Annotated in this window: 13 protein-coding genes; 7 read left to right on the top strand and 6 right to left on the bottom strand. The window is 61.3% G+C overall.

The genetic code is table 11. The annotated features are described in order from the left end of the window. Window positions 1-53 precede the first annotated feature (53 nt). From trpE to NW853_RS01360, 4 genes are all read left to right on the top strand, one after another. Entirely contained in the window at window positions 54-1,550 is a 1,497-nt protein-coding gene (gene trpE / locus NW853_RS01345) for an anthranilate synthase component I (protein ID WP_414347321.1), read from the top strand. A gap of 6 nt (window positions 1,551-1,556) precedes the next feature. Continuing rightward, entirely contained in the window at window positions 1,557-2,354 is a 798-nt protein-coding gene (locus NW853_RS01350) for a phytanoyl-CoA dioxygenase family protein (RefSeq protein ID WP_414347291.1), read from the top strand. 134 nt (window positions 2,355-2,488) lie between these two features. Continuing rightward, a complete protein-coding gene (gene chlG, locus NW853_RS01355) occupies window positions 2,489-3,502 on the top strand; it encodes a chlorophyll synthase ChlG (RefSeq protein WP_414333525.1) in 1,014 nt (337 codons plus the stop codon). A gap of 156 nt (window positions 3,503-3,658) precedes the next feature. Beyond that, window positions 3,659-4,114, top strand: a complete 456-nt coding sequence (locus NW853_RS01360; RefSeq protein WP_414333524.1) for a hypothetical protein — start codon at window positions 3,659-3,661, stop codon at window positions 4,112-4,114. A gap of 20 nt (window positions 4,115-4,134) precedes the next feature. On the opposite strand, the gene NW853_RS01365 is transcribed toward NW853_RS01360, so the two are convergent. Continuing rightward, window positions 4,135-5,505: an MFS transporter gene (locus NW853_RS01365; protein WP_414347294.1), complete on the bottom strand. Its 1,371-nt coding sequence runs from the start codon at window positions 5,503-5,505 to the stop codon at window positions 4,135-4,137. A gap of 293 nt (window positions 5,506-5,798) precedes the next feature. Here NW853_RS01365 and NW853_RS01370 point away from each other — a divergent pair, with 293 nt between their 5' ends. After that, on the top strand, window positions 5,799-6,626 hold the full coding sequence (locus NW853_RS01370) for a hypothetical protein (protein WP_414333520.1): 828 nt from the start codon (window positions 5,799-5,801) through the stop codon (window positions 6,624-6,626). A 6-nt stretch (window positions 6,627-6,632) separates the two neighbouring features. On the opposite strand, the gene chlP is transcribed toward NW853_RS01370, so the two are convergent. The 5 genes from chlP to NW853_RS01395 form a co-directional block, all read right to left on the bottom strand. Then, window positions 6,633-7,853, bottom strand: coding sequence for a geranylgeranyl reductase (gene chlP, locus NW853_RS01375; protein ID WP_414333518.1), 1,221 nt, complete (start codon window positions 7,851-7,853; stop codon window positions 6,633-6,635). Between the two features lie 160 nt (window positions 7,854-8,013). Further along, complete coding sequence (locus NW853_RS01380) at window positions 8,014-9,111, bottom strand: extracellular solute-binding protein (protein WP_414333517.1); 1,098 nt, start codon at window positions 9,109-9,111, stop codon at window positions 8,014-8,016. After that, on the bottom strand, window positions 9,092-9,541 hold the full coding sequence (locus NW853_RS01385; protein ID WP_414333515.1) for a resolvase: 450 nt from the start codon (window positions 9,539-9,541) through the stop codon (window positions 9,092-9,094). The genes NW853_RS01380 and NW853_RS01385 overlap by 20 nt, the downstream gene beginning before the upstream one ends. Then, window positions 9,538-10,908, bottom strand: coding sequence for a DUF3084 domain-containing protein (locus NW853_RS01390; RefSeq protein WP_414347296.1), 1,371 nt, complete (start codon window positions 10,906-10,908; stop codon window positions 9,538-9,540). Before NW853_RS01390 ends, NW853_RS01385 begins: the two co-directional genes overlap by 4 nt. 103 nt (window positions 10,909-11,011) lie before the next feature. Beyond that, window positions 11,012-11,992 (bottom strand): alpha-ketoacid dehydrogenase subunit beta, encoded by a 981-nt coding sequence (locus NW853_RS01395; RefSeq protein ID WP_414333511.1) that lies wholly within the window; start codon window positions 11,990-11,992, stop codon window positions 11,012-11,014. A gap of 221 nt (window positions 11,993-12,213) precedes the next feature. Here NW853_RS01395 and NW853_RS01400 point away from each other — a divergent pair, with 221 nt between their 5' ends. Both NW853_RS01400 and NW853_RS01405 read left to right on the top strand, forming a co-directional pair. After that, entirely contained in the window at window positions 12,214-12,588 is a 375-nt protein-coding gene (locus NW853_RS01400) for a DUF1257 domain-containing protein (protein ID WP_414333509.1), read from the top strand. Window positions 12,589-12,596: 8 nt separating this feature from the next. Further along, window positions 12,597-13,694, top strand: a complete 1,098-nt coding sequence (locus tag NW853_RS01405; protein ID WP_414347298.1) for a pentapeptide repeat-containing protein — start codon at window positions 12,597-12,599, stop codon at window positions 13,692-13,694. Window positions 13,695-13,859: the final 165 nt, after the last annotated feature.

A 13,859-nucleotide genomic window follows, 5' to 3' on the forward strand; every position in this document is an offset into this window, starting at 1 on the left:
TGGTTGCCCGCCTTAGGGTAAAGTCGAGAGGCAAACCGCAGGAAGTGCAGGCCATGATCTTCCCTTCCCTGAAGGAGTTTCTCGCCCTCAGCCAACAAGGCAATTTCATCCCGGTGTACCAGGAATGGGTGGCGGACTTGGAAACGCCCGTCTCCGCCTGGTACCGGGTCTGTGCCGGGCGGCCCTACAACTTTTTGTTGGAATCGGTGGAGGGAGGGGAGCAGGTGGCCCGCTACAGCTTCCTCGGCTGCGATCCCCTGTGGGTGCTAGAGGTGCGCGGGGATCAGGCCTTGCAAATCCACCGCGACGGGCGTCGAGAGCAGCACCACGGGGATCCCTTTGCCATTTTGGCCCGCTGCCTGCGGCCCTATGAGCCGGTGCACCTGCCGGAGTTGCCCAGCAGCATTGGCGGGCTGTTCGGCTACTGGGGCTATGAGCTGATTCGCTGGATTGAGCCCAAGGTACCCATCCATCCCCCGCAGCCAGGGGATCCGCCCGACGCCATCCTAATGCAGGTGGACAGCATCCTGATCTTCGACCAGGTGAAGCGCAAGATCTGGGTGGTGGCCTTTGCCGACACGCGCCAGCAGCCGGCGGAGCAGGCCTACGCCCAAGCTTGCCAGCGGGTGGAAACGCTGCTGCAACAGCTCAGCGCTCCCCTGTCGCTATCCCACCTCAGCCTCGACTGGAAGCCCCACCTGCCCGATGCCATTCCCCCCAGCACCCTCAGCCGCGCCGCCTACTGCCAGGCGGTGGAGCAGGCCAAAGCCTACATCTGCGCCGGCGAGATCTTTCAGGTGGTGCTCTCGCAGCGCTTGACCAGCCGCTTTGACGGGGATCCCTTTCGCCTCTACCGCTCCCTGCGGCTGATTAACCCCTCCCCCTACATGGCATTTTTGCAGTTTGGGGATCTGTGCCTGATTGGCTCCAGCCCAGAGGTGATGGTCAAGCTCAGCCGGGTGGGGGAAGAGCGCATCGCCACCGTGCGTCCCATCGCCGGCACCCGCCCCCGCGGCACTACCCCCGCCGAAGACCGCCAGTTGGAGCAAGAGCTCTTGGCGGATCCCAAGGAGCGGGCGGAGCACGTCATGCTGGTGGACTTGGCCCGCAACGACCTGGGAAGGGTCTGCCGCCTGGGATCCGTGCAGGTGGACGACCTGATGCAGATTGAGCGCTACAGCCACGTGATGCACATCGTCAGCAACGTGGTAGGGCAGTTGGATCCCCGCTACAGCGCCTGGGATCTGCTGCGGGCCACCTTTCCTGCCGGCACCGTTACCGGCGCCCCCAAAATTCGCGCCATGCAGATTATCCACGAGCTGGAAGGGTGCCGCCGCGGCCCCTACGCCGGTGCCTACGGCTACTATGACTTCTCCGGCCAACTGAACACCGCCATCACCATCCGCACCCTGCTGGTTCAACGGGGCCAGGTGAGCGTCCAAGCCGGGGCGGGCATCGTGGCCGACTCGGATCCAGAGCGGGAATATCAAGAATGTTTGAACAAGGCGCGGGGCATGCTGATGGCAGTGGCCAGTCTGCAAAAGGGGTAAAGGTTCGTGTTAGCCGAGGTGCGCTTTAGCCATACAGGACAGCAGCCGGATCCGGAGACCGTAGAGCAGGCGTTTCACCTGTTTTCCACCGAGGGCTACCTGGTGCTGCCGGAGATCTTCCCCACGGCGCTCATCGACAAGCTGCACAGCAGCTTTCTGGCCACCTACAGCCGCTACTGCACCCACGAGAACCACACCGACGCCCTGTTGGTGGGCAATCGACGAGTGATGGTGACGGTGCGCCTGGAGGGGCCCTTTAACGATCCCCTGCTCTATGCCCACCCCTTAGTCCTGCCTATTTTGCAGCGAATCTTGGGATCAAGCCTGATCCTGAGCGGTCTGGGGGTGGTAGTTTCTCTGCCGGGATCCGCCGACCAACAGGTTCACCGGGATCTCTCCCACCTCTTCGGCGACGCAATTCTGGATGCCATCATCCCCTGCTATGCCCTCAATCTTCTCATTCCGCTGGTGGATGTCAACGAAGAGAACGGCATAACCCGTCTCTGGCCCGGCAGCCATGCCGTTTTCGAGGCCCACTACACCGAGCTGGCCCGGCAGATGCCCTTTGTCGATCCGCCGCTGGCCAAGGGATCCTGCCTGCTGTTCGATTACCGCTTGATCCACCTAGGCCGGGCCAATCGTTCTACCGCTCCCCGGCCCCTCCTTTACAACACCTACAGCCGACCTTGGTTCCGGGATCCCGTCAACTACACCCGGCAGCCCCCCTTGGTGATCCCGGCAGCCGAGAAAGAGCGGATCCCGGCCCAGCACCAATCCCTATTCGTGGCAGCGCAGATTGTCTAGAGGAAAGTTTTGAGGAACGAGGGAAGATGCCTCAGAATGGGGGTGGGTATCCCCGTTGTTGAAGTTTGATTGCGCACCCCACTATGAGCGAAAGCACCTCTCAAGAGCCATCTTTGGCGCCAGCGGCAGACGCAATGGCCCCTGCTGCCGATCCCAGCGCAGAAACCGCGCCGGCTCCTGAAACCGACCAAGGATCCGCCAGCCGGCGTGTCCGTCAACTTTTGGGCATGAAAGGGGCAGAGGTGGAGTCTCGCTCCGTTTGGCAAGTCCACCTGCAACTGATGAAGCCCGTCACCTGGATCCCGCTGGTGTGGGGCCTGATTCCGGGGGCGGCCTCTTCTGGCCACTTTACCTGGACTTGGGAGAACGTGGCCCTCATCCTGGTGGGCATGATCCTGGCCGGCCCCCTGATGACCGGCTACACCCAGACCCTGAACGAGTACTACGACCGCGACATCGACGCCATCAACGAGCCTTACCGCCCCATCCCTTCCGGGGCCATCTCCCTGCAGCGGGTGGTTATCCAGATCTGGGTGCTGCTGATCTTGGGGCTGGGGTTGGCCTATGCCCTGGACTGGTACACCGGCCACGACTTCCCGGTGATCACCTGCATTGCCCTGGCGGGAGCCCTAATTGCCTACATCTACTCGGCGCCGCCCCTGAAACTGAAGCGCAATGGCTGGCTGGGCAACTACGCCCTGGGCGCCAGCTACATTGCTTTGCCCTGGTGGACAGGCCACGCCCTGTTTGGCCAGCTCAACTGGACAGTCTGCATCCTAACTCTAATCTACAGCTTGGCCGGCCTGGGGATTGCCGTGGTCAACGATTTCAAAAGCATCGAGGGAGATAGACAATTTGGACTCGCCTCTTTGCCGGTGATGTTTGGCGCTGTGGGGGCGGCCTGGATCGCGGCGCTGATGATTGATCTATTTCAGTTCGGCATGGCCTCGTTTTTGCTGGGAGCCGGCCTAAAACTCTATGCGGCGATTTTGGTGCTGCTCATTATCCCCCAGATCACCTTCCAAGACATGTACCTGCTGCGGGATCCCCTCAACAACGACGTGAAATACCAGGCCAGCGCTCAGCCTTTTCTGGTGTTGGGGATGTTGGTGGTGGGTCTGGCGCTGGGGCGTTCCGGGCTGTGGTAGTCGAGCCGAAGGCCAAGTGCCCATCCTGGCAAGCGAGGTGACGGCTTCCGCCCTGGGTTATCCTCCCTACCTGGGCCAAGATCAAGTTAGGGATCCCTCCAAGGTAGCCGATGGATCCCAAAGAGTGGAATGGCCCTGGGCCAAAGGAGAGGTCCGATGAAACTGTTTTTTCCCCGCCCACTGGGGCTAAGCCTGGCTTTGCTCTTGGGGGCTGTCGCTCCTGTACAAGCTCAGCGGATCGTCATTGATGGCCGCGGGATCGTTGTCGAACCCAGCACCGGTGGCTCGGTTATCCTCAACCCCGACCAGCCGCTCTTGGCTCCGTTCCCGCCCGGGGGAGTTCCTTTTTCCATCGATGCCGAGGGCCAAGTGGTCTCTGCCCCTGGCTACCGCTGCAGCGCCGCCACTGCTGCCGACAACTCCCCCATCATCTGCCGCTCCCAGTTCAATTCCAACGACGTGGTGGTCTACGAGCGGGATGGCCGCTCCAACACCTTCTTCGTCAATACCGACAACACCGGGATCCGGCCCAGCGGCAGCGGCCTGCGGATTCTGCCCAACTCCGAGCCGGTGCAGCCTTCCGGCAGCGGCCTGCGCATCATCCTCAACTAAAGAGGGGAAGCGGCTCTTGTCTAGGCGGATCCCGCCCGTCTTGCTTCTAGTTCCTGCAGGATCTGCCGGTGGCGCTGCCGGGTGATGGGGTAGAGCCACACCAGCAGGATGCCGCCGATTAAAACCACCGCCGGCAAGGGGCCAATGGCAAGGCGGATGGCCAACAGGGCCGATTCCGGCTGGGTGGGCGGCGGCCCCCCGGCCACCGAAGGGATAAAGCCAGACCACTCCAGAACTTGCCCTAGGAAAAACAGCCCCAGTCCTAGGCCTACCTTTTGCAGGAACACCATCAAGGCACAAAAGATCCCTTCCCGCCGCTCCCCAGTTTGCAGCTCATCCAGGTCGATGACATCCGGCAACATCGACCAGGGGCCGAGATAGGCCGTGGCCGAAACCCCCACCCCCGCCAACAGCGCCAGGGCAATCATGAGCCGCTCCTGGCCGGGCTGTAGGAAAAACAGGCCGGCTTGCGAGATCAGCCAAAACCCCGCCCCGATCAGGTACATGGCGCGCTTGCCCAGGTGGGCGCTCAGTCGCGTCCAGGCAAACAGGGTCAGCACCGCAACGCTCTGAACCGCCAACACCACCAGCGAGATCCACACCTCCGGCAACTGCATCCAGAAAACAATGAAATAGGGGATGATCGTGGCCGTAAACTGAAACGCCAGCCAAGAACACAGGTAGATGCCGCTGACAAATAGATAGGGGCGGTTGCTGAAGGCCACCCGCAGTTGCTGCAGTAGGGGCAGCGGATCCCGCCAGGATTGATACCGTTCTCGCACCCCCCAAAAGCAGAGCAGCAGGGGCACAGCCGAGAGCCCCCCAAAACAAGCTCCCGCCAGCAGATGGCCGGCAGCCCGATCCGGCAGCAGGTTAACCAAAAGCGGAAAGCTGACTACTGCAACCATGCTGCCCCCCACCGAGAAGGCAAAGCGGAACTGGTTGAGCTGGGTGCGCTCGTCGTAGTCTTGGGTCAGCTCCGCTGTCAGAGAGGCATAGGGAATGTTGGCGGCAGAGTAGAAGGTGTTAAACAGCAGCGACACCGCCAGGTAATAGGCAAACAAAAGCCCAGTTCGACCGGGAAAAGGGATCCACCACTGCGCCGCAAAGGTCAGGGCAAAGGGAAGAGCCGAAAACAGCAGCCAGGGGCGGCGACGACCCCAACGGCTGCGGGTGCGGTCGCTGAGGATGCCGATGAGGGGATCGTTGATGGCATCCCAAAAGCGGGTGATGGCGTAGATGCTGCCGGCCAGGCCCGCCGCCATGCCGACGGTATTGGTGAGAAAGGGCAGCAGGAAAAAGATGAGGATATTGGCCGTTATGCCCGTGCCCAGATCCCCCACCCCATAGGCCAGCTTCGTCCACAGGCTGAGTCGTTGTCCGGTCATCATGCCCCCCCAGGATCCCAGTGTACGGAGTAGGTGGCGATCTTTGGGGATCCCTGCAAAGAATGGCCTCTCCAGACCCGCTGAGGGGGTGCTTTGAGGTAAAAATGGATATTTCGGATACCTGCGGAGATGACCATTGGCTGCTGGTGCAAAAGGTCGGGGCGGAGAGGGTGTCCAGTGCAAAAGGTGCGTCTCTTGGTTGGGCGGTAGCTCTGAGGCTAGGCTATTTCCATCTCAGGGAAGCAAATCGATGCCTTGCCCCAGAATTCACAAGCTGTGCGTGGAGGAAGGTTGAGGTGAACCGGAGACTGACCTGCTATTTCCCTGTGTTGCTATTGACCCTATCTCTGGGGGGATCCCCTGTCTGGGCGGGAGAGTACTTCACCGAGGAAGTGACCAGTCCCAGCCTGGAGATCATCCACGGCTGGCGACAGGAGGTGTACGGCATTGGCGTCACCATCACCAACACTAGCCTGGGATCCTTCCGCGTGCCCCTGGAGATCGATATGGAGGATCGGGCTAGCTGTGAGCGGGCCGACTTGGTGCTGACGAACAATCGCATTATGCCGATGGGATCCTTTCAAGACTGCATTCTCAACATCTTTCCCTACCTGGATAAGTTCATCAACCAAGAGGTCGCCAGCATTCGAGTCACCCTCAAAGGGCCGGCCCCCCTGCTGGAAATTCCGGTAGAGGAGTCGGATCGGCTGATTTTGGCCCAGGTAGCCAACCAATCGCGGGAAGCCTTTGTTTTTTTCCAGCAAGAGTTGGCCCGCGTTTTGGAGCTCCTCAAGCAGAACGAGACGGCCCCACCGATGGCCAGCCCAACGCCGACCGCCGCCACATCTGCGCCCAACCCGGGAGATTTCGTGATCGTGGGATCCATTCGAGAAGAACGGGTAGGGGCCGGCAGCCGCCTGAGCGTGGAGGCGATCAACCGCAGCACCCGCACCGTTCTCAACGCCCGCGCTCGTTTCACCTTCTATCAGGGAGAAGCAGTCATCGATACGCGGGTGGCCGCGTTTGAGCCCAGCGATGTGCCCGCCGGACAACGGGCCTCTGCCAGTGTGCTGAAAACGGAAGCCAATTGGGATCGCGTTACCGTCACCTTCCAGTGGCAGTAGGGATCCTCAGGGAGCTAAAGCGTTGCCGCGGATCAGGCTGCCCAGGGTTTTGACCGTGATCTTGAACTGCACCCAAGGGTTCATGGGCACCACCGTCTTGTAGAGGTAGCTGTCAAAGGTTAGCCGCTGCACATCCCGGTCGGCGCACATCTCCACAAAGGCTTCGCGAGTGGCGTTGGAACGGTAGAACACCCGTTGTAGAATATCCAAAACCTTGTAGGTCAGGCCGTATTGGCGATCCCAGCGCTTGAGATACAGCTTGAGCTCCTCCTCGCTGGGGACGCGCTTCCCGCCGTTGGAGGTCTCGACGATGGTCTCGGCACACATGCGGCCCGACTTGGCGGCAAAATAGATCCCTTCGCCGCTGGATTTGGTTACATAGCCTGCCGCATCTCCCACCAAAGCCGCACGGCCCACCACGCGGCGCGGACGCGGATGCTCCGGGATCGGATGGGCCTCTACCTTAATCACCTGCCCCCCCCGAATCCGCTCGGCAGCGCGGGCACGGATCCCAGCTTGCAACTTTTGGATGTTGGCCTGGTTGGCCTTCATGGTGCCGGTGCCTACGGCTACATGGTTGGACTTGGGGAAGACCCAGGCATAGAAGTCTGGAGAAACATCGTCCCCCACGTACATCTCTGCCCGCTCTTCGTAGTAGGCCATTTTGTCGTCCGGGAGCCGAATCCGCTCCTGAAAGGCCAGGGCATAGTTGTAGTCGCCAGCACCAATGGCTTCCGCCACCTTGGAGTGGAACCCATCCGCCCCGATCACCACATCCACCGCCAAAGAACGCGGTCTCCCTTGCCTCGAGCCGTCGGAGAAATCGTTGTAGTGGAGGATGTAGGGATCCCGGTTATTTTGGGGAATTTCCAGATGCATCACTTTGCCGTTGATCAGCTCCGCCCCTTTTTGATGGGCACGGTTGCGCAAGAAGGCATCCAAGATCTCGCGGCGGCACATGCCGATGTATTCGTTTTCGTTGTCGAGGACGATATCCACCTCATAGTTGGAAGGGGAGATCATCTTCATCTTGCGCACTTTGCGGTCAATGATCTCCTCAGGGAGGTTGAATTCGGAGACCATACAGAGGGGAATGGCCCCCCCGCAGGGCTTGGCGTTGTCCAGCTTCCGCTCCAACAAAAAGGTTTCAATTCCGGCTTGGGCCAAAACTTCGGCGGCAGAGGCTCCGGCTGGGCCACCTCCCACAACAGCAACTCTCAGGCTCAAGGCGCTCTCCTCGATGCAAATGCGACTGGCTCATCAGACAGCAGGCATCCTACCACAGCTCCTCAGCAGCGTTGCAAACCTTGACAAAGTATTGCGGGCCGGCACAAGACTTCTCAACTGTCCACCCGATAGATGCCAAAGCCTGCCACGGGCCGTGGCTCTACAGAAGGCCCCGTCGCATTTGATCCCAGAGATTGAGATAGGACTCGGCCTCGGCTGAGCTCAAGGGGCGCCAGATCTCTGCGCGTTGCCAAGTGGAGATTTGAAAGTCGGCTCGGCGTTGCAGGCGGGGGGCCAGTTGCGCCAAATCCAGCGGCACAACCGAAGCGATCCCGCTCAGATTCACCAGGCGAGGGGCAAACTCAGGATTCAAGACAAAGTCAATCCAGTTGGCCAGCAGGGATCCAGCATCTGTCTGGGTTGATTCTGGGTCGGCAGGGTTTTTGAGGTGAGGTCGCACCCAGACATCCCACCAGATGGCGGAGCCAGACGCCGGGATCACCACTTCCAGCTCCGGGTAGTTGGCTTGGGTGGCATAGAGATCCTGCGACCAGCCCACGGCCACCCAGCTATCGGCCAGGCGCAAGATGGGCAGGTAGTCGGCGGAAGTATAGGCCAAAACCTGGCGGTGCAGGGATCCCAGCTCTTGCCGGAGTTCGACATCCTCAGGGTCGAGGGGATCGTTGTAGGAGCGGCCCATCTTTTTGAGGACAAGCCCGATCACCTCCCGCGGGTGATCCGGCAGGGTGATCTTGCCGGTCAGCTCAGGCCGCCACAGATCTTCCCAGTCCCGAATCGGCTTGCCCACCCGATCGCGGCGGTAGGCGATGGCCGTTACCCCCCAGCGCCAAGGCACACCCCAGATCTGTCCTTCCCGGCGCGCAGCGGCTTGCCAGCGGGGATCCAAATTGGACCATCGTTCCCCCAAAAGCTCAGGCGGCAAGGGATCCAGCCATCCGGCAGCCACGGCCCGATCCAAAGCGTCGGCCCCCAACAAGCTTAGAGCTGCCACCGGCCGCCGAACCCGCCAGGCCGAACCAGGCGGCTGGACGCTCTGCCGCAGATAGGCCAGCAGTTGGGCCCGCTCATCCACCAGTTGCAGCCGAAAGCGGGCCTGAGTGCGGCGGCGAAACTCGTTCACCAGGCTGGCGGGGATCCCTTGCTTGAGCGCCACAATCAGAGGCAGGTGCCCACCACACCCTGTCACCATCAGCCCCAGCAGGATCCCCTGCAGCAGCTCACGTCGGCTCAGTCTCACGACAATAGCGCTCCACCAGAATCAGAGCCACCAGATCATCGTACGCCTTGGCCGGCATCCGCATCCCCTTGGGCAACAGTCGCTCCCATCCTCGCGGCGGGTAAAAATCCCAGTAGCGCCGCCGGGCCTCTTCCGAGCTGTGGCGCTCGTCCACCAGGACGATCTGCGGCGGGGGGATGAGTGATTCCAGTTGGTGTTTCCAGGCCTGGGCCGTCGTCTGGTTGCCCAGGATCACCCGCTCCGCTCCAAACTGCTGCCAGAGGCTCTGCAACCTGGCCGGCGCCTCCCCTGCCAAGACCACTTCCCGATGCAAGACCTGCCACACCGGCCGGACTTGCACAACGGCAAGGCCACATTTGTCCCGCCCCGGGTCAAAACCGATCAGCACCCGCCCCTCTTCCAGCCTTACCGGACGGAGTGAGTCCATCATCCCTCAGGGGGCCCCGCTTGTGAAACTCCAGAAGAGCTGGGTTGGTCGGCCATCAGAAAACTCACCCGCAACGGCCCCGCCGTGTAAATGTCTGTGTCGGCAACCAGCTTTACATCCATAGGGGTGGTGCTTTGACGGAGGCGCTGCACCACTTCCAAAAACTTCACCTGCGAGAATTCCCCAACGGTGCCGGTGATGGGATCGGAGAGGAGCCCCTCCTCTTGCGAGCGCTGATTGGCCTGGTTCAGCAGTCGCAGCAGTTGCTGCTGGATTTGATTTTCGCTCAAACCCGGCTGGATCACCCCCTGGGCCAGCACGGATCCCTTGGCGAAAATCCGCTGGTTGGGGTAGATCTGTACCAGCACAGGCACAGGCTCGCCCTTGAGCCGATTGGAGAGCGAGAGAATGCGCACCGCCCAGCTACCGGGTTCTTGTAGCTTTTCCAAGGCTTGATCGGCATCCTCGCGGCGGATCAAGATCGCGTTTTCCAGAGGGGGCATGGGCTGGGATCCGAGGGCGAGGGCCCGTCGCTCGGCCTGAGCCAACAGTCGCTCAAACTGTTGCCGGATCACCTCCGGTTTGGCCCCTTCCGGCGACTCGACAACCCCCGTCGCCAAGACTTCTCCGGCCAGGATGGCCAACTCTCCCCGCCGCAACCGCACCGCCAACTGGTTGAGCTGCTCGATCTCCTGCTCAAGCTGTTTTTTTTGGCTCTCCAGTTGGGCCAGAGCTGCCTGGGCCGTATCCAACGAGCGCTCTAACTGATCCCGATCCAGTTGCAGGGCTTGTTTTTGCGACTGCAGCGTGGCAATGACCTGCCGGGCCGACTCCACCTCTGCCTTCACCGCCTCCAACTCGGCCTGGGCTCGAGCCAGGCTGGGCTGCACCTGGGCCAGTTGCTCATTGGCTGCCGCCAGCTTGGCCTCTGCCTCTTGCCGCTCCTGCAGCGCCAAGGTCAGTTGATCCCGGACTTCGCTCAGGCGGGTCTGGGCTGCCGATTGCTGGCTGCGAAACTGGTCGAGATCCAGCTTGAGGCGGTCTCGCTCAACCCTGAGAGCGGCATTTTCGGCTTCCAGCAGGGCCTTTTGGTGGTTGAGGGCCCGCAGCTCCTGCTCCGCCTGGGCAATTTGGTTGGTGTAGCTGAACAGGGCCTCCGACAGGGAGCGGTTGAGGAGCAGCAGTGTGCCCAAGGTCAGCGCCGAGATGCTCACCCCGGTAATCACGGCTACCAAAACGGCCGTGTGGCGGGGGCGCAGGTTAAACCAGGTGAGGCGCTTTTTGCCAATCCGATAGCCGACCCGATCCCCAACCACGGCAATCAGGCCACTGACAAACAACATGTAGAGGATCAGCAGTACGCCTTGCATAGCCTGGGATCCCTGCCATGGAAATCTTAGCAAGGTTGCCCTGAGAACTTTGCAGGTGATTGCGGAGCTGGGAGTAGGATTTCGACGTCTGATGCCAGGGGCTCTAATCAGCGTAGAGGAGCCGCTCCACCGCCGCCACAATATCTGCCGGCTGCACGATCGTGGCTGCCTCCAGCGTGCCGTTGTAGGGGGTGGGAATGTCCTGGGAGGCCAACCGCACCACCGGCGCGTCCAGCTCGTCAAACAATTCTTCCATGATGCGGGCGGTCAGCTCCGCCCCAATGCCGCCTGTTTTCATGTCTTCTTCAACGATGACCACCCGGTGGGTTTTGCGCACCGAAGCAGCAATGGTCTCCATATCCAGAGGTTTGAGGGAAATCAAATCGATCACCTCGGGATCGATCTCCTGTAACACCAAAGTATCCACAGCCTTGAGCACGTGGTGGCGCATGCGCGAGTAGGTGAGCAGGGTAACGTCCGACCCGGATCGGACAATTTCGGCTTTATCCAGAGGCAAAAGATACTCTTCCTCCGGCAGATCTTCTTTTAAGTTGTACAGGAGCACATGCTCGAAAAAGAGAACGGGGTTGTCGTCGCGGATGGCCGACTTGAGCAAACCCTTGGCATTGTAAGGGGTTGAACAGGCCACGATCTTGAGGCCGGGCACCGCTTGAAAGTAAGCCTCCAGCCGCTGCGAGTGCTCGGCTCCCAACTGGCGGCCCACCCCGCCCGGCCCGCGGATGACCAGTGGGATCTTAAAGTTGCCGCCGGAAGTGTAGCGCAGCATGCCGGCGTTGTTGGCGATTTGGTTGAAGGCCAGGAGCAAAAAACCCATGTTCATCCCTTCCACCACCGGGCGCAAGCCGGTCATGGCTGCCCCGATGGCCAGGCCGGTGAAGCTGTTCTCGCAAATGGGGGTATCCAGCAGGCGCATCTCCCCATACTTGCGATACAGGTCTTTGGTGACTTTGTAGGAGCCGCCGTAATGGCCGACATCCTCTCCCAGCACGAATACATTGGAATCGCGGGCCATTTCTTCGTCGAGGGCGGCACGCAAGGCGTTGTAAAGAAAGGTCTCAGCCATAGGGGTCAAGTGAAGGGCTAAACTCCCATTAAACCATTTTGCCGGCAGGGATCCGCCCACAGATAGGCTCATTGCAAACCCGATTGAGACACTTCCGCGACTCCTTTGTCCAGGGGAGGAGTTAGGGATCCACGTGATGCTTTTTCACATTTTTTCCACAACCGCAAGGGCACTTTATAGTGGAGGATCCCGTCTCCATCCCGCAAAGGATTGTAACCGCCATGTCTCACTTCACCACTCTGCAAGTGCAAATCAAGGACGCCGAGCTCTTGGAAGAGACCCTAAAGGAACTGGGCTACGCCGTGCAGCGGGATGCCAGCTTGCGCGGCTACCTGTGGAATCGCACCCGCGCCGACTTGGTGATCCGTCAGCAAAATGGCTTCGACATCGGCTTTCGCCGCAACGGGGATCACTACGAGCTGGTGACCGATCTGTGGGGAGCAGGTATCGATCCCCAGACCTTCTTGGAGCCGATTTTGCAGCGCTACGCCCACAAAAGCTTGCTGCGCTCGGCCCGGGAACAGGGCTATGCCATTGAGGCCGAAGAAGTGTTGGAGGATGGCACCATCCGCGTCGTGGTGGGACGTTGGGTATAGCCGGGCCCATGATCGGCAACTCCCAGCTCTCCGGTGGCACCCGGCCACGACTTTGGGATCTGGTGTTGGGGGGTCAAACGGCGACCGCCCCGGCCCAGGCTTTGGTGTTGGGAGGCATCGAGGGGGCGCGGCGGCGCCTTGCCCACAGCGACGAAGCGGTGCGCCTGGCTACGTTGCCCCAGTTGCTGGAGTACGGATCGGCGGGCCTGGCCGAGCTGATTGCGGCCCTGGCCGGCAACAGCTCTTGGGCGGTGCGCCTGGCGGCTTGGCGCTTGTTGTCGCAGCTAGGGCAGCCGGAGGCGGAGCGGGCCTGTCGCGCCTACAGCCCCTTTCGCCCGGTGGGGGGAGCGCAAGGGGTGATCGTGGCCTATCGGCGCGGCGAGCGGGACTTCACCTACGCCGACTTGGAGGGAGTGGATCTGCAAGAGGCGCGGCTGGGGGGTGCTAACTTCCACGAAGCCAATTTGAGAAAGGCCAACCTGCGCTTTTGCAACTTCAACGGCGCCCAACTGCAGCAAGCGGATCTGCGCCAGGCCAATTTGCAAGGGGCCAAGCTGAGCGGAGCCGACTTACAGGGGGCCGATCTGGAGGGAGCCGACTTGAGAGGGGCCAAAGTCAGCGGCACCAGCCTGCGGGGATCCCGGCTTTCCCAAGAGACCCACCTGGAGGAGCGGCTGCGCCACATCTGGCAGTTGCAGAACTGGGGAGGAGAGGGGCAGGATCTCTGTGGCCAAGACCTGAGCAAGGCCGACTTGAGGGGGCTGGTGCTGCGCCAGATCCGGCTGCGGGGGGCCGACCTGAAGCGCGTCGATCTGCGCGGATCTGACCTGGAAGGAGCAGACTTGCGGGGGGCCAACCTGCAGCGGGCGGATCTGCGGGGGGCCAACTTGCAAAATGCCGACCTGGAAGGAGCCGATCTCAGCGGCGCCGAGCTGCGCCAGGCCCAGTTCCAGGGGGCCAACCTGCGCTGGGCTGATGTCAGCCGCGCCAACCTGACCCAAGCCAACCTGCAAGGCGCCCAGATCGAGGGCCTCAAGCACAGCGGATCCCAGATTGTCGGCCTCATCTTCCCCGACGGCACCCCCCTCAAGCCCTGGTGGTGGTAACAGATACCTGCCGCTTGAGCAAGACTAACCCAACGCCGGATGATGCCAACTTTTGCTCAACGCTTCCTCGCTGCTGGGTAATCTCCATGGCCTTATTCAACAATAGGTTTGTCACATCGATCCCTAACTCCCCTCTCCCTCAGGGAGAGGGGTTGGGGGTGAGGG

This window comes from Synechococcus sp. H55.11, from assembly GCF_047462475.1.
In the GTDB taxonomy this organism is placed as follows: domain Bacteria; phylum Cyanobacteriota; class Cyanobacteriia; order Thermostichales; family Thermostichaceae; genus Thermostichus.

Excerpts from the sequence above, each read along its gene's own strand:
- trpE (WP_414347321.1), top strand. The coding sequence starts at position 54 with ATGATCTTCCCTTCCCTGAAGGAGTTTCTCGCCCTCAGCCAACAAGGC.
- chlG (WP_414333525.1), top strand. The coding sequence starts at position 2,489 with ATGGCCCCTGCTGCCGATCCCAGCGCAGAAACCGCGCCGGCTCCTGAA.
- NW853_RS01360 (WP_414333524.1), top strand. The coding sequence starts at position 3,659 with ATGAAACTGTTTTTTCCCCGCCCACTGGGGCTAAGCCTGGCTTTGCTC.
- NW853_RS01365 (WP_414347294.1), bottom strand. The coding sequence starts at position 5,505 with ATGATGACCGGACAACGACTCAGCCTGTGGACGAAGCTGGCCTATGGG.
- NW853_RS01385 (WP_414333515.1), bottom strand. The coding sequence starts at position 9,541 with ATGATGGACTCACTCCGTCCGGTAAGGCTGGAAGAGGGGCGGGTGCTG.
- NW853_RS01390 (WP_414347296.1), bottom strand. The coding sequence starts at position 10,908 with ATGCAAGGCGTACTGCTGATCCTCTACATGTTGTTTGTCAGTGGCCTG.
- NW853_RS01395 (WP_414333511.1), bottom strand. The coding sequence starts at position 11,992 with ATGGCTGAGACCTTTCTTTACAACGCCTTGCGTGCCGCCCTCGACGAA.
- NW853_RS01400 (WP_414333509.1), top strand. The coding sequence starts at position 12,214 with ATGTCTCACTTCACCACTCTGCAAGTGCAAATCAAGGACGCCGAGCTC.
- NW853_RS01405 (WP_414347298.1), top strand. The coding sequence starts at position 12,597 with ATGATCGGCAACTCCCAGCTCTCCGGTGGCACCCGGCCACGACTTTGG.